At 63.0% G+C, this 18,519-nt stretch carries 14 protein-coding genes and 1 pseudogene; 9 read left to right on the top strand and 6 right to left on the bottom strand.

From position 1 onward, the window contains the following. Positions 1 to 101 precede the first annotated feature (101 nt). The 3 genes from RIT73_RS15925 to RIT73_RS15935 are packed head-to-tail and all read right to left on the bottom strand — an operon-like array spanning position 102 to position 4,684. Positions 102 to 2,129: an alkaline phosphatase family protein gene (locus tag RIT73_RS15925; RefSeq protein WP_309133081.1), complete on the bottom strand. Its 2,028-nt coding sequence runs from the start codon at positions 2,127 to 2,129 to the stop codon at positions 102 to 104. A gap of 45 nt (positions 2,130 to 2,174) precedes the next feature. Continuing rightward, complete coding sequence (efeB, locus tag RIT73_RS15930; protein ID WP_309133082.1) at positions 2,175 to 3,386, bottom strand: iron uptake transporter deferrochelatase/peroxidase subunit; 1,212 nt, start codon at positions 3,384 to 3,386, stop codon at positions 2,175 to 2,177. After that, positions 3,383 to 4,684, bottom strand: coding sequence for an EfeM/EfeO family lipoprotein (locus RIT73_RS15935; RefSeq protein WP_309133083.1), 1,302 nt, complete (start codon positions 4,682 to 4,684; stop codon positions 3,383 to 3,385). Before RIT73_RS15935 ends, efeB begins: the two co-directional genes overlap by 4 nt. Positions 4,685 to 5,043: 359 nt before the next feature. Here RIT73_RS15935 and RIT73_RS15940 point away from each other — a divergent pair, with 359 nt between their 5' ends. Next, positions 5,044 to 6,402, top strand: a complete 1,359-nt coding sequence (locus RIT73_RS15940; protein WP_309133084.1) for an AI-2E family transporter — start codon at positions 5,044 to 5,046, stop codon at positions 6,400 to 6,402. A 20-nt stretch (positions 6,403 to 6,422) separates the two neighbouring features. Here RIT73_RS15940 and RIT73_RS15945 read toward each other — a convergent pair whose 3' ends face one another. After that, positions 6,423 to 7,448 (bottom strand): hypothetical protein, encoded by a 1,026-nt coding sequence (locus tag RIT73_RS15945; protein WP_309133085.1) that lies wholly within the window; start codon positions 7,446 to 7,448, stop codon positions 6,423 to 6,425. Positions 7,449 to 7,792: 344 nt separating this feature from the next. Between RIT73_RS15945 and RIT73_RS15950 the strand changes: the two genes are divergently transcribed. The 5 genes from RIT73_RS15950 (at position 7,793) to RIT73_RS15970 (ending at position 13,340) form a co-directional block, all read left to right on the top strand. Next, the gene (locus RIT73_RS15950; protein WP_309133086.1) at positions 7,793 to 8,725 is read left to right on the top strand and encodes a diacylglycerol kinase family protein; all 933 of its coding nucleotides are present in this window, start codon (positions 7,793 to 7,795) and stop codon (positions 8,723 to 8,725) included. A 695-nt stretch (positions 8,726 to 9,420) separates the two neighbouring features. Beyond that, entirely contained in the window at positions 9,421 to 9,690 is a 270-nt protein-coding gene (locus RIT73_RS15955; protein ID WP_309133087.1) for a GlsB/YeaQ/YmgE family stress response membrane protein, read from the top strand. A gap of 590 nt (positions 9,691 to 10,280) precedes the next feature. Next, positions 10,281 to 11,246 (top strand): acyl-CoA dehydrogenase family protein, encoded by a 966-nt coding sequence (locus RIT73_RS15960; RefSeq protein WP_309133088.1) that lies wholly within the window; start codon positions 10,281 to 10,283, stop codon positions 11,244 to 11,246. A gap of 53 nt (positions 11,247 to 11,299) precedes the next feature. Further along, positions 11,300 to 12,619 carry a bifunctional PIG-L family deacetylase/class I SAM-dependent methyltransferase gene (locus RIT73_RS15965; RefSeq protein ID WP_309133089.1) on the top strand — a complete coding sequence of 440 codons (1,320 nt, stop codon included), beginning with the start codon at positions 11,300 to 11,302 and terminating at the stop codon, positions 12,617 to 12,619. Continuing rightward, the gene (locus RIT73_RS15970) at positions 12,612 to 13,340 is read left to right on the top strand and encodes a glycosyltransferase (protein WP_309133090.1); all 729 of its coding nucleotides are present in this window, start codon (positions 12,612 to 12,614) and stop codon (positions 13,338 to 13,340) included. The genes RIT73_RS15965 and RIT73_RS15970 overlap by 8 nt, the downstream gene beginning before the upstream one ends. A 38-nt stretch (positions 13,341 to 13,378) precedes the next feature. Here the strand turns inward: RIT73_RS15970 and RIT73_RS15975 are convergent, their stop codons facing one another. Then, entirely contained in the window at positions 13,379 to 14,314 is a 936-nt protein-coding gene (locus RIT73_RS15975) for an ornithine cyclodeaminase family protein (protein WP_309133091.1), read from the bottom strand. Between the two features lie 119 nt (positions 14,315 to 14,433). Beyond that, complete coding sequence (locus RIT73_RS15980; RefSeq protein ID WP_309133092.1) at positions 14,434 to 15,360, bottom strand: LysR family transcriptional regulator; 927 nt, start codon at positions 15,358 to 15,360, stop codon at positions 14,434 to 14,436. Between the two features lie 109 nt (positions 15,361 to 15,469). Between RIT73_RS15980 and RIT73_RS15985 the strand changes: the two genes are divergently transcribed. From RIT73_RS15985 to RIT73_RS15995, 3 genes and pseudogenes are all read left to right on the top strand, one after another. Next, entirely contained in the window at positions 15,470 to 16,768 is a 1,299-nt protein-coding gene (locus RIT73_RS15985; RefSeq protein WP_309133093.1) for an aromatic ring-hydroxylating dioxygenase subunit alpha, read from the top strand. A 15-nt stretch (positions 16,769 to 16,783) separates the two neighbouring features. Next, positions 16,784 to 18,109 carry a hybrid-cluster NAD(P)-dependent oxidoreductase gene (locus tag RIT73_RS15990; RefSeq protein ID WP_309133094.1) on the top strand — a complete coding sequence of 442 codons (1,326 nt, stop codon included), beginning with the start codon at positions 16,784 to 16,786 and terminating at the stop codon, positions 18,107 to 18,109. Between the two features lie 125 nt (positions 18,110 to 18,234). After that, positions 18,235 to 18,519: pseudogene (locus RIT73_RS15995) on the top strand (amino acid transporter); the annotation flags it as partial.

Consider the following 18,519-nt stretch of genomic DNA (forward strand, 5'->3'; position numbering starts at 1 on the left):
CAGTCATTCGCTTTGCGGCTGCTTGTCGAAGAGTGAAGACTGTTTGCGGCAACGGCCGGCTCTGTGTGAGCCGGCCGTTGCCGTCTGCGGGAGCGACCTCGTCAGTCGGTGCGGTCTCTGCGCCTGCGAACGGCGGTGTACCAGAGGACTGCGCCGACGATGAGCAGCCCGATACCGAAGGCGATCGGAAGGAGTACGTCGACGCCGGTGTACGGGAGTCCACCTGCGTTCTCATCGTGTGGGCTGTCGCCGTTGCTGCTGTCACCGTCACCATCGTCTCCCGCATCCGCGTCCGCCTCGGCGTGGTTTCCGGGGTCGGCGGGACCCGTTGGCGATGTGGTCGATGGCGCACTGGGTGCTGGCGGGGTGGTCGCCGGCGGGGTCTGCGTTGGCGCATCCGATGCTGGCGTGGATGGAGTGTCCGTCGTTGGCGTCGTCGGCACTGAGGAATCATCGCTGACGAATTCCCCGTTCTTCTCGTCGAGAATGAGACTGTCCGTCTTCGGGGTGCCGGCGAAATCAAACATGTTGGTCACCGGGTTGGACTTGACGTCGAGGGAGTCGCCCCCCACGCTGCCGGTCTTCCAGTTCTCTTCGATGAACTGGAGAATCGATCCTTGATCGGTTTGAGTATGGTCGACGAAGTTCGACTTCGAATACGGGCTGATGACGAGCAACGGCTGGCGAGTTCCCGGCCCGCACCGCCCGTTCCGGCCTCCTGCGATGTTCACTCCCGCTCGGGCAGCCGCGGTGCAGATCTTACCGTCGCCGACGGCGTATTCGTCGGTTCCAGGGTCATTCGAGGCATTGGTCAAATCGGCAGCCCTGTGGTCGTACCAGCCGTCCGAATCGTCGTAGGCGACGACCACGGCAGTGTCCTTCCAATTCTTCGACTTCTGCACCATGTTGATGTATTTGGTGAGGAAGTGCTGTTCGTCGACCGGATCGGAGTAGCCGGCGTGTCCGTCCTGGTATTCGCCGGCCTTGAGGTAGGACACGGCGGGCATGTTGTCACCATCGACTACTTTTTCAAAGGAGTCGAGGTCGTAGCTGTGGTTCGCCCGACCATCGTGCCCGATTTCGCCGGTGCTGGCGGGAGAGAGATGATGCTGGTTCGCTGTCGATTTGTAATAGGCGAACGGATTATGATGCGGCGAATAGTCGATCGCTGCGTTTCCGCCGACATTCGTGTGCGAAGTCATGCACTTCGCGCCGGAGGAGTCGGTGGCCGACGTGCTCGGTGTGAATCCGCCCTGGAACCATCCCCAGGACACTCCCTTCGAGCTGAGCAGGTCGCCGATATTTCTGCCGGTGAGCCCGACGAGATTGTTCGCCGACTTGCCCGAATTGTTGGAGCAGTCGTCCCAGACCGGATCGGGGTCGCCGGTGACGGTGCCCTCGCCTCTCGCGTCGGGGTCCTTGACGCCATGGGAGTCCGGCTTGTCCGTCAGCGTCCGAGTCCTGGGATCATAGGACCGTGCGCCAGAGGTGTCGCCGGAGATGAGGTTGAGGGCCCCGGGAGTCGACGGCCCGAAGTTCGTGCTGTATGAATTGTCGTTGAGAGCGTAGTGCTGGGCGTAGTTCCACAGACCGGTGACGGTGTTGCCGTCGTAATAGCCCATGGTCATGCCGTTGTGGTCGGACATATTGCTGCCGGCCGACGTGCACTTGTCCTTGGAAACGGTTTCGACGAATCTGTCCATCTTCCCGCCGTTGAAGGCCGCCTGCTCGGAACCATATGCGTGGTTCTGATCGCAGGTGATGGCCTGGTCGGGGGTGAGCCGAAATGGCTTGACGGCATTCGGATTGTCCTTGATGAGGTTGTTGGCTGTGAGTGTGTCGATGTCCTTGGGGGTCCTGTCCGAGGCGGTGAACCGGCCCGCGCGGCCGCCGCCCTGGAGCTTCTCGCTCTCAGTGTTGGCCGCGTCCGGGTAGGTGCCGAAGTAGTGATCGAACGAGACATTCTCGTCGAAGAGGACGACCACGTGCTTGATCGGAGTCGTCGTCGCTGTCGCTTCAGCGGCCTGTGCGTCTTCCTGCGGCGCCTGGAGTCCCAGGAAGACCCCGCCGGCTGCCAGTGCGAGCGCGCTCGTCCCGGCCAACCATGCACTCATGGTGCGTACTGCCATCTTCTCCTCCGTTTTCGTTGGAAACTGCTGTCCACCTGGGTTCGGTCACACGAACAGGTCCTGGCCCAGGTAGTCTGAGGACCCCCGCACCCCCGGCAGGGCAAGGAAGTAGCCGCCGCCGATGTGGGAGATGTAGTCATTGAGCGGGTCCTCACTGAGCCGCCTCTGGATCGTTGCGAACTGCTTGGTGATATCGGCTTGGTAGCAGACGAAGACGAGTCCGACGTCGAGGTCCCCGTTGGCGGACAACCCGGATTCGTAGTTGAACGAACGTCTCAGGATTCGCTGGCCGTCGGTCTCCGCGGTGCGTGGATTCGCCAGCCGCATATGCGAAGTCAATGGGATCACCGAGCCTTTGGGGTCCATGGCGAAGCTGGGCTGATCGGTCTCGCGGTTTCCATCGAGTGGTGCGCCGGTCGCGCGATCGCGGCCGAAGATGTTGTTCTGCTCGGTGATGCCGATCCGGTCCCAGAACTCGGTGAACATCCGGATCAGCCGCACAGCCTGGTAGGTTCCATTAGCCGTCCACCTCTGATCGTGGTCGTGTGCCCACACGAGTTTTGTCAACTCGGAGGTCGTGGGGTTGGATATGCCGTCCTTGAATCCGAAGTGATTGCGCGGAGTGCCCGATGGCCTCGGCGCCGAGGTGAATCCGTCCTGTTTCCATCGCACCTGCATTCCCCCGCGGGTGTGGCGCAGGATGTCGCGCAGCGCGTGCAGAACCGTGTCTCGCCCGTTGGCCGAAATAATCAGTGACAGGTCGCCTCCGCACTTGTCAGGTTCCAGCCGGTCGCCCGCGAAGGTGTCCATCTCGATGAGACGGTGGGGGCGCTTCGGCTTGAGTCCGAATCGTCTGTCGAACAGCGATGCGCCCACTCCGAGGGTGATCGACAGAGAGTCCGGTCCCGGGCCAGACCCCAGTGTGCCCGAGTCGGTGGGGGTCTCGATCACACCATTTGCCGTGGGATCGAACAGATCTCCGCTGGTGAGACTGCGTGCTCGCTCGGTGACAGTGCAGAACAGCTCTTGCAGTTCATATCGGTTCTCAGCGGTGACATCGAGTGCCGCAACGGTCGAGGCTGCACGGGGCTCGTCGATGATGCCGGATTGGTACGTGCCTTCGAAGGCCGGATTCTTCGTCGAGGAGGCACTGCCGGTGCCCTGCTTGGCCGACGTCGTCGTCGCAGAGCCGGCAGCGAGTCCCGTGGCTCCTGCCGTCAGTCCTGCTGCGACCAGGAACCTGCGGCGCGATGTCATTCTGCCCTCCTGATGTCGGTGACTGTGGCGATGCGGGCCAGCTGCTCGGTCTGCTCGCCGAGGCGCGATCGGACCTGCTGCGCGATCTCATGACTCAGATTCGCCGGCGCGATGTTCGGGTGTTCCTGCGAGAGCTCGGCGAAGTAGTCGGTGTTGGACTTCAGGTCGGACTTCATGCCGTCGAACTCGTCTCGGGGAAGCCGGCGGGCGAGGATCTCAGAGAGCAGGGCGATGACTTTCTGGGTGCCCTGGTTCTCAGCGGTGAGAGCGTCGAGACCGGTGTGGGAACCGAAGTCATCCTTCCCGTCGAGGGTCAGCCGTCGAGCATCCTCGGAGATCTCGTGGGCGCGCAGGCCGATGTCGAGCGCACCGACTTCAAGGGTCTTGTCGTCGATTGCTTCGAAGCTGTCGATGAGTGCACCGATATGGGGGAGGACCTCGGCTGGCGCCCTGTTCTCCCACAGGTCTTTCTCGATTCGGTGGAATCCTGTGAAATCCTTGTCGGCGGCGCCGTTGGGCAGGCCGTCGGCGGTGCCGTCGATGTCGGTGCCCAGATCGCCGAAGGCGTCATAGGCCGCGCCGAGGGTCAGCCATCCATGGTGCGCGGTTTTCCACTGGGACTGAGCCGATCTGCGCCAGCCCTCTGAACCTTTGGCGACAGTCGAGTGCATCTTCTCAACCGTCTTCTCGATACCTGGCAACTGGGTTCTCACCCAGTCGACATACTCCTGGGCGACGGGGATGAGTTCCTGCTCTGTCACAGGGGCGGCGTGAGGGAGCGGAGTCGGCAAGGCAGTCACCTGGCCCGCCGTCGCCTTCGCGATCGTGACGTCGGTTCCGCTGACCGCCGGGGCGTCGTCCGGAAGGCACAGGAAGTGGTAGTGGCCAGGTCCGATCACGGTTGTCATCTCTCGGGTGACTCCCGGCCCAAGTCGCTCGAGCTCGGAATAGATCTGGGCGGCGGCAGCGTCTTTTGCCGTCGGCTGCTTCTTCTGTGAGTTCGCGCCTGTGCCGATGAGCTCGACGTCCATCGAGCGATCAGTGGTGTTGTTCAGAGAGATCACCTGTGCTCCGGCCCGACTCGCAGTCCAGTCAGCCGTGCACCCGTTGAGGCTGAGATTCACTGTCACGCGATACGGCCGATTTGTGGTGCCGTCGGCAGTGTGCGGTGCATCGTGATGCCACCAGCCAGAGGCGTTGCCGACTCCCCAGGCGATGAGCAGGAGCGCGAGGGCGATGATCGCCGAGAGGATGGCGCGGAGCCGAATGGTCGAACCCGAACGTCCCAGTGAAGTCACCGGTTGGCCTCCTGATTGCGTATCGACAGGGTCGGGGTCAGTCACGAGGACAAGCCGGACCGTCGTTTGAGCAATCGTTCGTGGGCGGAGGGGCACTGTGCCTGCTGTGAACTCGTTCAGCGTAGCTCTGCAGGTCCGCCAAACCGGGCGAGTTCAATCGTTGGCCATTTACGCTTCACCAGGGGTTCCACCCCGGCGCCGACAATGTCGCCCGCGTCACACGGACTGAGGGTTGTGAGGATTGTGGACCAGCCCACCGTGCTGCGAATCACGATCGGCGACGTCGCTGGCAAGAACCGGTGAAGCTTCTCAGTCATCCCTGGGCTACCAGTTGATAGCGAATCATCTACTGTTGAAGCATGTCTGAGAACGAGAAGAAGCCTGGCGCGAACAGAGTGCGGGGAGCGTGGGACACGTTGCGCCTCAAGCGAGACCAGGCGCGAGCCCTGGATCCGGACGGTCGGAACACGGACCTGCACCTGACCTCCGAGGAGGTCGCGCGGATCAGGTCCCATGCCGAAGCCGAACCCTATGTGTCTCCCGGTCTCAAGGTCGCCGCAGCCTGGTCCTGGCGCTCGATCGTGGTCCTTGTCGGCATCGGGGTGGCCCTATGGCTGCTGGCCAAGGTCTCCGACGTCCTGCTTCCGGCGCTCATCGCCCTGCTCCTGACGGCGCTGCTGGCACCGCTGACCGGTTGGCTGGCACGCAAGGGCCTGCCCCAGGCTGCGGCCGCCGCGATCAGCTTCGTCGGCTTCCTCGTCGTCGTCGCCGGGCTCATCACCCTCGTCGGCCAGCAGATCTACTCCGGGATGCCCGAGCTGGTTGCTCAGGCTGTCTCCGGGTTCTCCGCCATCAGCGACTGGCTCGCAGGAAACCCGTTCGGCATCGACGCCACGACCGTCTCGACGTATATCGACGATTCGATCGCCAAGGTCACGAGCTGGCTGCAGAGCAACGGCGGCCAGCTCTTCGGAGGTGCGGTGCAGGCCACCTCCTCGGTCGGGTCGTTCCTCGCTGGGGCTGCCCTGTGCCTGTTCACGACATTCTTCTTCCTCTATGACGGAAGGAAGATCTTCACGTGGATGATCAACCTGCTGCCCATTCCGGCGCAGAAGACCGCTGAGGGTGCGGCTCTGCGCGGTTGGACCACTCTCGTTCAATATGTCCGCAGCCAGATTCTCGTCGCCGGCATCGATGCAATCGGCATCGGCATCGGCGCAGCCGTTCTCGGGCTGCCACTGGTGATCCCGTTGGTGGTGCTCGTCTTCCTGGCGTCATTCGTGCCCGTCGTCGGCGCGGTGGCCTCGGGTGTCATCGCGGTGCTCGTGGCGCTGGTGTCCAGTGGCTTCGTCAGTGCGCTGATCATGCTAGTTGTCGTCGTCGCCGTTCAGCAGATCGAAGGACACGTGCTCCAGCCGCTCATCATGGGCAAGGCGGTGTCGGTGCATCCGCTGGCCGTGGTGCTCGCGGTCGCCGCCGGTGCCTTCCAGTTCGGCATCGTCGGCGCCCTGTTCGCGGTGCCGTTCGTTGCGGTCCTCAACACGATGGTCGGGTACATCGTCAGAGCGAATGGACCCCGGCCGGAACGTGTTCCGGACGCAGATCCACCCGCGGCCGTCGATGGCAGCGAAGCGGACGCCATCGGTGCCGAGGTGAACGTCGGTCCCAGCGATCCCACAGTCCCCGGCAGGAATGGAGTGCGCCCGCGAATGCGGTGAGTCCTGATCCCTCGGACTCGTCACTCTTCGGAGTACAGGCGCTGTCGCATTCTCTGCCCGTGGGTCAGTCTTTGCACATCGAGGTCGGAGTCGAAACTCGCGCCGATGGCACCGGCCACCACTCCCATGGCGGCGCTGAGCCATGCGACATCGAGATAGTTGGTCAATGAGGCCTTCTGCTGAATCTGTTGGCCCATGAAAGCTGGGTCGATGACAACGAGTCCACCCAAGAAGATGAGAACAGCGAGAACAGCGTAGAGAGCGACAACAGTGAAGAGAAGTGTCAAGACGGTGGAGAGGTTGTAGAACATGACCACTGGAGCCAGCTTCTCGTTGACTGGTTTGTCCCACAGTTTGTGGCCGAGGATCAGCCAGGTCATCATGACAAAGATGGCTGTGACACCGATCGACAGCAGTCTAAATGTCGAAAGGTAGGTCGACATCTGCCAGATGGAACTGTAGAAGATGCCGAATGCTCCTGTGGCGGAAGCTGCCGCAAGTGCGCCTGAGAGTTTCGGTGCTGTACGCCAGGGATCATTGGAAATGGTCATTCCAAGAATCAGGTGAGCTCCTCCACTCAGAGTGGGGGCGTGCAGCGTCTGATGCTGAGAATCGTCGCTTTCCGTCCAGTTGGTTCCCTTGAGCGAAAATGCTCGCATACTCTCGTTGAGATTCCAGGGGACCAATTTGTCGATCGAGCTCATAATCGCTTTGACAATGCGGTGTTTCGTCCTCCATGCACCCAAAGTGGGGCACGAGACAACAGCAATATTGCGATCAGCATGTACCTCGGCAATCAATGGGTTGCCTTGGGTGTGCCGGGGGATTTCGGTGAGAATCAGGACGAGGTCGGCATCAGGGTAACCGGTGCGAAGGCCGTCGATCTCGTTCAGAGCCAACTCGTGGTCAGGCGTCAGCCGAATGGTATCGGTATGCACATTGACAGTGGTCTGAACCCCATAAGCGTCACGTAACAGCTGTTCAACTCGATCGTGAATCGCCAGTGCTCGTCGGCTCGGAAGACCTGGATCGGCAACGAGCAGCACCCGAAGCTTCTGTGAAGTTGTATGGAGGATAGAGGAGACCCTTTCTCAATTGAGGTGGTGTTTTCGCGTGAGACGATGATGTGACGTCGAGAGCTGATCGGTTGACGTTGCCCGGATTTGGTCCTCGAGGTTACCAGACAGTCACCGAACTCGAAATGCCGGGGACACTTTCTCGTCCGCTGAATGGATGTGCGGATGTTTCTTCGTCTGGTGTGCCCATACGCCAAAGCGGTTTGATTCGTCGCTGTGCTTTGCAGGCTGCGCTAGTGTGTGAACTGATGATGCAGGCTGCGCCGATGATGCGACAGGCTCCGCCGCAGCGACTTTCGTGAAGGGAATTGAAAATGATCGCCAAACACGTCGGTATTGTGTGGAATCCGTCGAAGACGGACAAAGAAGACCTGGAAGCAGCGATTCCGACTGGTCGCGATTTCATCGTCTCGTGGCACGAGACGGAGGAGGACGACCCGGGCGAGTCCGCCACCAAGGACGCGCTGGCGGCGGGCGCCGATGTTGTCGTGGCTGCCGGCGGTGACGGTACGGTGCGCGCGGTTGCCGGTCATCTCGCAGAGGCCCGGACTGCCGTCGAACTCGGCATCGTCCCCCTGGGCACGGGCAACCTCCTGGCCCGCAACCTCAACGTGCCGTTGAATAACCTCGGCGAGGCGATGACCCGGGCGATCGACGGAAGCGCGCGCAGCATCGACATGGGATGGGTTGAGGTGTCCCTCCAACACGGAACGGAGCGGCATCCCTTCGTCGTCATGGCCGGGTTCGGCATCGACGCCCATATGATCACCGAGACCAATGACGACCTCAAGGACAAGGCAGGATGGCTGGCCTATGTCGAATCGCTCGGTCGGGCGGTGTCGGCCAGTGACGTCATGGAGATCAAGCTGTCCCGGGAGGGGGAGCGCGTCGGCGACGAGTTGGCGCATACGGTCATCGTCGGCAACTGCGGCACACTGCAGGGCGGCATTACGCTGCTCCCCGACGCGGATCCCTCCGATGGAGAGCTCGACGTCCTCATTCTCAAAGCCGAGGGACTCACCGGGTGGCTCGACACGATGAAGAACATGGTCTGGGACAACGGCATCCGGCGGATCATGTCCAAGGACGACTCGGCGGAGAGCAGCGAAAGCGCGATCCATCAGCGTGTCACCTCGCTGACCATCGAGCTCGAGAAGCCTCGCGTCATCGAGGTCGACGGCGACGAACTCGGCGAGACGTCGAAGATCGACATCACCATCGAGCCCTCCGCGATCCGGGTGCGCTGAGGCAGTGACGCGGTCGCTGGACATCGAAGCGGCTGTTGAAGAGATTCACTCAGGCGAGTTGTTCGAGCTGGCTCTTCGTTCGCTCGGGTAGCTCCCGTCTCTGAAACAGCCTGGTCAGCTCAACAACGGCGGTGCGCTGACATTCGAAATGCTCGCGGGCAGTGGATGTTCTTCGACGAGCCTCTCACCGGCCAGCATTGTCTGCGGCCGGTCACAGGCGCGGCTTGACCGCGGCGTTCAACCGCGCCGGAGGGCATCGACAGCATGGTCGCTCACATGCTCGTGGAGCCCCTGAGTGAATCGCTCATCAAGGCTCAGCTCGAATCGCGCTGCAGCGCATTGGTCGGACGGAAGTGGAGGGTAGAACACCACCACTTCCCCGCAAACCGTATCCTGTTCAGTGCTCGAAGCCGCCGTGCTCAGGCGCGAGAATCGTTCACCTTCCCCCCGAGCGGATGATCAGGCGCGTCCGATGTGTCGCGTTCGTCACGTGTGCCATGCTGATTGGATTTCATCTGCCGGGTGAAATACGCTTCGGTGAGGTGGTAGCCCAAAGTGGATTCTGCCGTGACTACACCTCATTCCACCGCATCGACATGCGAAGTCGTCGATCACGGCAATGCGAGATTCATATCTGTTCTTGTCATGGTTCCGACAGTGAATGTTCAAGTTCTACTTACTGAAGAAAGAAGCTCATGGGTTTCATTGCATATCTTGTCCTCGGCCTCATCGCCGGAGCTATCGCGAAAGCCATCCTGCCGGGCCGCCAGCGTGGTGGTTGGATCGCAACCCTCATTGTCGGGGTCATCGGCGCCATTGTCGGGGGCTGGCTTGGCGGCGTGATCTTCGGTGCTCAGATGGACGAGTTCTTCTCGCTGTCGACGTGGCTGTGCGCTATCGGCGGATCGCTCGTCGTGCTTGTCGTCTGGGGTTTCCTCACCGGGCGTTCACGCAGCGAAGCGTAGTCAGCAGCAGCGCGCCGCAGTGAAGCAACTGACCGTCACTGTCATCACTGTGGTGCTTTCAGGCGGCGCAAGTCGACCGTGCGCAGTGCCCCGGCTGCGCGTCGCTGTCAGGTCACGGGGGAATCCGAGTTGGGCCCCTGTGACCTGCTCTGAACCGAGTGGGCCTTTCCCGATAACGAGGTGACGGGGTTCTCGGGATCAGTCATCCAGCGGAGTGCAAAGATCGCGCGCAGTTCAGCCGGAGGGCTGAATTGCTTCTCTTGCTGGTAGCCCAATGATTATGAACGAGTTCAGTCGCTGGACCGTTGGCGACAGTTCAGTGGTCTGAGAAGTCGCAGCGAAGGAAGCAGAGTCGCCATGGTGGAGGTCCGCCGATGTGTGATTCTCAGTCGTTTCCCCTCGGTTCCGGTCAACACTCCTTTGTGCGAAGCCATCACCGTATGCGTGAGGTGAGGTCGACGCCGAATATCAGACAACAGGATGGTCTTCTGATGAGTACGAGCTCCACTGGGCCTCGATTCACGTTCATCGCTCAACCTTCAGGCTCGAGGTCCGAGTCGTGGTCTGCGATCCCCTGCGGCGAGGACCTCGTGAAGGTTGCCACGAGCAATGCTCCAGTGCACAAGCGAATAGGTGCGCTGCGTCATTTTTGGAATCTGACCGGAGAGTCGTCGCAGGCCGAGCAGTGGGATGCGCTTGCTGCGACTGCCTCGATCGACATTGCCGCAGCACGAATGCTCGAACCGCATCTCGATGCATTGGGCATCCTCGCAGAAGCGGGAGCAGATGCCCCTCCACATGACTCGACTTGGGGCGTCTATGCTGCCGAATCCCCAGGTAAAGCCCTCACTGCCGATACCCAGGCTGATGGGTCCGCAACCTTGAGCGGGACAAAAGCATGGTGTTCCCTCGCAGCCGATCTCAGTCACGCGATCGTCACAGCCTTCGACGGTCGAGAGCCTCGCGCCTACGCCGTGAGTCTGAGCGATTCTCGAGTCCACCCCAGCGACGAGGCGTGGCCAAGTGTGGGGCTCAGCGAAATCCCGAGCGGATCAGTCGGGTTCGATCACGCGCCCGCGACCGCTGTCGGTGCTCCTGGCTGGTACCTGCAGCGTCCGTCATTCGCTTGGGGAGGCATCCGCGTCGCGGCATGCTGGTTCGGCGGCGCAATGGGAATCGCGAGGAAGGCCACGCAGTACCATTTTGCCCGCCCGTACCCGTCTCCTTTGGGCAATCTTGTTCTGGGGCAGATTGATGCCGAGATCTTCGCAGCTCGATCCACCCTTTCTCATGCAGCGACCCTGATCAACAGTGATGTCATCGAGTCACGGGACGAGGCGTGGAAGCTTGCCCTACGTGTGCGCAATATCGTCTACCGATCGGCACAGCGAATTCAGTTGCTGGCACGAGAACTGGCGGGCCCGGCTGCGCTGACCGGAGACAGGAGCTTTGCCAAGGCCGATGCTGACCTCACTGTGTATCTCAGCCAACATCATGGCCCGCGCGATGAAGCCGCACTTGGTGAGGAAATCGCTGACTGCCGGGCCATGGGATGACCTTCAGCCACCTTCAGAGAAGTACCTTGGAGTCCGCTTGGGTGGAGGCCGGCGTGCGGAACCTTCCCCGGCTTTCGGCTGCCTCATCGGCTCACGGAACGGTCGCTGTTCTCCTCGCTCACCCGGACGATGAAGCACTGGGCTGTCCCGGACTGCTCCGGTATCTCGACCGAGCCGCGGCATCCGTCGCCGTTGTTCTCTTCACTGCAGGGGAGAAGTCGCACCCGGACTCGTCGACTCATACCCCGGAGCAACTCGCAGCCGTCCGCCTCGCCGAGTTCGAGACCGCGCTCACTGGGCTCAACTCCGGTGCCGTGACAACCGTCCTCCACTATGGCGATGGCGAGCTGCATCAGAATGTGAACCGGATCCTCGCCGAGGTGGACGCCATGGCTGAGGGACTGCCTACTCCGTTGACGATCGTCGCACCTTACGGCGACGATGGTCATTCCGATCATGAAACCTTGGGCAACGTTGCCAGAGAAGTCGGGCGGCGACGTCGCGCTGCTGTCCTTGAGTTCCCCATCTGGTACTGGCACTGGGCTGCCCCGGATGATCGTGCCTGGCGGAGCTGGGAATTCCTTCCTGATCCCGAGGGCCTCGACCGGGAGGCTCTATGGGAAGGCTATCCGTCACAGACTCAGCCCTTGTCAGACCTGCCTGGTGACGAAGCACTCCTGCAACCGGAGGTGCTCGCCCACTTCTCCAGGGGAGGAGACACATTCGCCGTCACTCGGTTCGACACTGAACCGGGGTCGACGAACGACGCCTCGACGGCGGAAGAGGTATTCGATCAAGTCCACGTCGCCCGAACGGATCCGTGGAATCTCCGTTCCTCGAAGTACGAGATCGCGAAGCGGGCTGCGCTTGTGCAGGCGCTGCCGAAGAGGGAATATGCGCATATCCTCGAGATCGGCTGTTCAATCGGAGCGCTGAGCGCGGAGCTCGCCCAGCGCGGAAACAGAACGACAGCCGTCGATGTCAGCGAACAGGCTCTAGCGACGGCACGGACTCTGTATCCGAGGGTCCCGGGACTTCAGTTCGAGCGGGTGACGATCCCCTATGAGTGGCCGTCGGGAATCTTCGACTGCGTAGTGCTCGCAGAGACAGGCTACTACCTCACGCCAGGGCAGCTCCTCCATACGCTCATTCGCATCGAAGCATCGACCACACCGGATTTCACACTCGTACTCTGCCACTGGACTGGAGCGATCGACGACTGGCCTCTCGACGCCGATCAGGTACACGAGGCGTGTCGTGAATTCTGGCCGGACGCCTCGCTCGTCCATCACAGGTCGGCAGAATACCGGCTCGATGTCCTCGTGAATCGGGCGGAACCATCTCCGTCGAGTTCGAGGACGAACATTGATTGACCAGTTCATTGCTGTGGTGCCTGCACATAATGAAGAGGATGAGATCGGTGACTGTCTGCAGACGATTCTCCTCGCCATCGATCACGCAACTGACGAGAAGAGAGACGTGCACATGAATGTCGTCGTCGTAGCCGATGACTGTACCGACGGGACCCAAGCGATTGTCGAGTCGTTTGCGAACCGCTGCGCATTAGTCGCAGTGGTGCCTGTTCCCTTCGGCAACGTGGGCCGCGCCCGTAATGCCGGCGGACGCTTCGCCCTGCAGGCAACTCAAAAAACCGACGCGGGTGCGCTGGCCCGAACGTGGATCGCCTTCACCGACGCAGACAGCAGAGTCCCTCAGAACTGGATCATCTCTCATCTCGATCACGCTCAGCGCGGCGCAGGCTGCGTGGTCGGCACTGTCGAACCCCGTGCAGAAAATGGAAACGCGGATCTGATCCGGCAGTGGCACGCGGAGCACCGGCTCCAAGACGGACACAATCACATCTTCGGCGCCAATCTCGGCATTCGCGCTTCACTGTTCGACGACATCCGCGGATGTCCGCAGGTTGCCGTGGGGGAGGACGGTGCGCTCGTTGCCGCCGTCACTGCAGCAGGCGGAACTGTGCACAGAACCGATGACTGTCGTGTCCTCACTTCAGCCCGATTGCAAGGTCGCTGCCGCGGAGGCTTCGCCACCTATCTGCAGGGATTGGTGGACACCGTCGCCTGGCGATAGGGGTTGATCCCCGCAGCCTGCGGTCTCCTCTGCGGAGATCAGCCCGCGCGCGCCACGACCTCCGCGGCCACGGCCAGGTCCTCCCAGGACATCCCTGAGCCCTTGAAGATCACGGTCTGATCCTCGGGGGCTGGCACCTCAGCGGCGTTGAACTGCTTCATCGTGACGAGGTCTTCCGCGTCGAGGGCTCCGTCCTGGATCGCCAGGACGACATCTCCGCCTTCGCGGAGCACCGTGCTGAGGGACTCGACGACGACCGTCGCCGTACGGAACAGGTCGGCGGGAAGTTCGCGCGCATCGGGATCATGGGAACCGCACGCCATCACCACGGCACCCTGGCGGATGAGGTCTGCCGAGAACAGGGGGCTGCGAGCGGTGGTGGCGGTGACGATGATGTCGGCGGCGGACAGCGCAGCGTCCACCTCGGCGGATCCCGCTTCGAGGACACGGCCCCTGTCCCGGACCCCGTCATCGACCCGATCCGGTGTGCGGACCACGAAGGTGACGTCGGCGAGCGCGACGTCGAGCACATCGGAGAGAGTGTCGACGTGGCCGGTGCCCTGGGGGCCGGCGCCGAAGACGACGACGTTGACGGGTTCGGTGAACCTGCCCAGGGCAGGTCTGATCGCAGCCACGGACACGGCGGGGGTGCGCAGGGTGGTCAGCGCTGCGCCGTCGAGGATCGACTTCAGGGTCATGGTCGCGGCGTCGTACATGAGGTACTGGCCCTGGATGCGGGGGAGGCCGATCTCCGCGTTCTTCACCGCCACACCCACGAGCTTGACCCCGACCCAGTCTCCGATCTCGGCGGGCATCATGATCATGTTCCCGGCCGAGACGTCACGGATGGTGCGGGGGATGTCGTTCTCCGGGTCGAACCCATCGGCGAGGGCGTTGATCAGCGCATCGACCGCCTCGGCGGGGGAGAGGGCGGAGAAGACCGCCTCGGCGTCGAGGTACTTCACATCGTCCATGGTCAGTGCACATCCTTCATCGGCTCGGCTGTCCCTGGCAACGACGATAGGCGATCGACGGCGGGTCTGACCATTGAGTCCAGGTATGCGCTCGGAGGCGCCGAGGTGGTGGTGACGTCTCACGCACCGCGCAGTCCGAGGGTGGCAGCGATCTCGTGCAGCTTGGCCAGGGCGGCGGCGATGAGCGGCTGGCGGCTCGAGCCGCTGCGGATGCCGGTGAGGATCTTCCGCGAGGGCACGGGATCCCCGCGCAGCGGAACCCGATGCACCGCGTACCCCTGCGGCAGTCGGGCCAGCCGGGGTATGAGCGCGACGCCGAGCCCTGCGGAGACGAGAGCGGCCCCTGTCTCCCATTCATGGGATTGGTGGGCGATCTCCGGATAGAAGCCGGCGGCCGCGCAGGCGGTGCGGACCAGGCGGTTGTAAGGGGTGCCGGGGTGGTCGAGGATCCAGCTCTCCTCCGCGGCGTCGCTGAGGGAGACGGAGGCCCGGCGGGCCAAGGGGTGATCGTCGGGCACCAGAAGGTCGAGCCGGTCGCTGATGAGTGCGCTCTGCTCGAACCGTGAGTCGCTGCGCGGGGGAAGCGGGTCGGTGGCGACGACTACCGCGACGTCGGCCTGATCGGCGAGGAGCAGCTCGAAGCAGCGCTCGGGATCCGCCTCGATGATCGTCACGGCGCTGCCCGGGAACTCCTGCATCACGCCATCGGCGGTCGGTGGCAGCAGGGTGGCCGCCGCCGTCGAGAACCCGCACAGACGCAGGAACCGCGTGTTCGGAGAAGTTCCGGCAGCGGCCTCGGCGATGTCGCCCCTGATCTCCTCCCAGCGGGTGAACAGCTCCTGCGTCCGCTCGAGCAGCAGGGTGCCGGCGCTGGTCAGCCGCAGCCCACGACCGCTGGGCTCGACGACCGCGATGCCGAGGTCTTTGCTCAGTGATTTGAGCTGGTGGGACACGGCGGAGGGGGTGTAGCCGAGCAACCGGGCCGCCTCCGTGACGGTGCCGACCTCGGAGACCACCCGGAGCACGTGCAGGCGATGATCGATCATGAAACAACTTTGCACGCTCAGGTGGAAAAAGATTCGCTTTTCTTCATGGGAATTCCGGCAGAGACTGGCAGCAGAGGATGAAGCGAAACGCGAAGGGGCGGTGAGGGACATGACAATGGCTCCGGAGAAGCAGGGCATTGACCTGGACGCGCTCATCGACGACCGCCGACCCGGCTACTGCCTGGAGGCGCCGTTCTACACCTCCCAGGAATTCTTCGAACGCGACGTCGAGGCGATCTTCGCCTCCTCGTGGATCTTCGTCGCCTCGAGTGCCGAGGTTCCCGAACCGGGCGATTTCGTCACCGTGGAGATCGGCAGCTACTCGGTCATCGTCATCCGCGACGACGAGGGTCGGATCCGCGCTCACCACAATGTCTGCCGCCATCGCGGCACACGGCTGCTGGGTGAAGCCACCGGTTCGGTGGGCAACATCGTCTGCAGCTACCACCAGTGGACGTACACGCCCGCGGGGGAGCTGATCTCTGCCGGAGTCCAGGCACCTGACTTCGACAAGACGTGTTTCACCCTGCGGTCGGTCAACGTCAGAGTCGTCGCCGGTCTCGTCTTCATCTGCCTCGCTGCCCACCCACCCGAGGACTTCGACGACTTCGCCGAGGCGATCGAGCCCTACCTGGCTCCGCACGCGATCGACCAGGCCACGGTCGCCGCCCAAGTCGACCTCGTCGAGGATGCGAACTGGAAGCTCGTGATGGAGAACAACCGGGAGTGCTACCACTGCGAAGCCGGCCATCCCGAGCTCACCTGCACCTTCTTCCCCACTTACGGGTATGAGCCCGAGGAGATCCCGAAGCGTCTGCTGCCCGCATATCAGCGGTACCTCGACGCCGAGGAGGCGCTGCATGAGAACTGCCGGCGCAACGGCCTGCCCTACGCCCTCGTCGAAGAGCTGAGCGGGCGACCCACCGGGTTCCGGATCGAACGGGCCGCGCTCGACGGGAAGGGGGAGTCGTACACGATGGATGGCGGTGCCGCCTCGGCGAAACTCCTCGGTGACCTCGACACCTTCGTCCTCGGCCGGGCCTCGCTCCACGTCCAGCCGAACATGTGGTTCCACGCGATGGGTGACCACGTGGTCACCTTCAGCCTGGTGCCCCTGGGTCCGGGCAAGACGCTGGTGCGCACCACCTGGCTCGTCGACGCCAAGGCACAGGAGGGCGTCGACTACGATCTCGACCATCTCACCACCGTGTGGATCAAGACGAATGAGCAGGACGCGCAATTCTGCGAACGCGGTCAGCTGGGCGTGTCCTCGCCCGCGTATGTGCCCGGCCCCTACGCGCCCACCGAGGAGCACCTTGAGGAGTTCTGCACGTGGTACATCGAGCGGCTCAAGGCGCATCGCGAGAAGACAGCCGTGCGTGCCTCCTCTCAGTCATCTGTGCGTTGAACGAAGGAGGCAGCCATGGAGTACCGTCGGTCCACGCTTCCCACCGCGGTGAAGGAGCCGGAGAGCAAGTTCACTTTCCGGGTGCCGAATCGGCGTTCGCGCACGGGGAGTCTCCCCACGCCCGCCGAGGTGATCGAGGCCGCGGTCAGCGAAACCGCGCTCGCCCAGCCCGCCCCGGCGGCCTCCCGGGCGCTCGCCTATGCGGGACCTGCCCGGGCAGAGGCCTCGGCTGCACCTGCTCGGGCAGAGTCGTCTGCGCTCGATGAGCTCACCGGCTTCGTCGACGTCGTCGGCATCACGCAGGTGACCCATGATGTGAGAACCTTCGAACTGCGGGCGGGCTGGCTGGGCTCCGTCGACTTCGAGCCGGGTCAGTACGTGACGATGTGCGTGCCCGAGCTCGGCCTGGAACGCTGCTATTCGATCTCCTCGGCGCCGTTCGGGACCAACACCTTCACCATCACGGTCAAGCGCGTGCCCGGCGGTGTGGTCTCGAATCATCTCCACGATGCGGTGAAGGTGGGCAGCCGTCTGCACGTCGACGGACCCTACGGGCTGTTCAGCACGAGCTTCCACCCCGCGTCCACACACCTCTTCGTCTGCGCAGGCTCCGGCATCACCCCGATCATGTCGATGGTGCGCTCGCTGCTCGCCGACCCCGAGCAGAACAGCGTCGACATCGTCGTCGTCCACAATGCCGCCACCCCGGACGACATCATCTTCCGGGCCGAGTTGGAACAGCTCGACGAGGTGCAGGGAGTGAGCGTCGTGACGATGTGCTCCCGCGGTTCCGCCGCGCGGTCAGGACGTCGCGGCAGGATCTCCGCCGAGGTGCTCGCCGAGGTGGTGCCCGCACTGCGCGAACGCGAGGTCTTCGTGTGCGGGCCCGCGGGGTATATGGCGACGGTGCGCGCGATCCTCGACGAGCTCGGTGTTCCCGGCCCTCAGGTGCACGAGGAGTCCTTCGTCTTCGGAAAGTCTCCGAAAGAGCGGTTGATGGCCCGCAGCTCTGGACCCGGTTCCCATGAACGAGCATCCGAAGGTCGTCTCGCGGGCACCGCCGCCGGCTGCAACCCGCTGGCGAGGTTCGGCATCGAGTTCCGGAATTCCGGCATGCGGACCGAATGCGATGGCGCCACCACGGTGCTCGACGCGGCGCTGCAGGCAGGGATCGCCGCTCCCTCCTCCTGTGAGGAAGGAGCCTGCGGCACCTGCAAATCCCTGCTGGTCAGCGGGAAAGTCGATATGAGACATGCGGGCGGGATCCGACCAAAGGAGATCGCGGCAGGCAAGTTCCTGCCATGCTGCTCGACCCCGTTGTCCGACCTCGTCGTGGAGTAGGCGCGACACTGGGGGGCGTCGCGCGCAGAGGCTCCACCACTTGAAGATCGAGGGAATTTCTGTAAGCTGTGCCACAGTGCGAAATGGTAGTCGGTTACCGTTTACTCCAATGAAGGATTGCGCCCGTGTTTGAATTCTCAGCCATCGCCGCTCACCAGCCCCCAGTGTCCGTGCCGGTCGCGGTCGGCATCGACCAGAAGATCGACTCCGCCGTAGAGCCCATCGCCAACGTCGTCGAAGCGGTCGTCTTCTATGCGATTCCGATCGGAAGCGTCCAGGTGCCGATGATCATCATCTGGCTCTCGGTCGCCTCGGTGTTCATCACCTGGTATCTGCGATTTCAGCCGATCACCGGCCTGCGCACGTCCATCGGAGTGATCCGCGGGCGCTACACCCGCAAGACCGATCCC

This window comes from Brevibacterium sp. (assembly GCF_031179145.1).
In the GTDB taxonomy this organism is placed as follows: domain Bacteria; phylum Actinomycetota; class Actinomycetes; order Actinomycetales; family Brevibacteriaceae; genus Brevibacterium.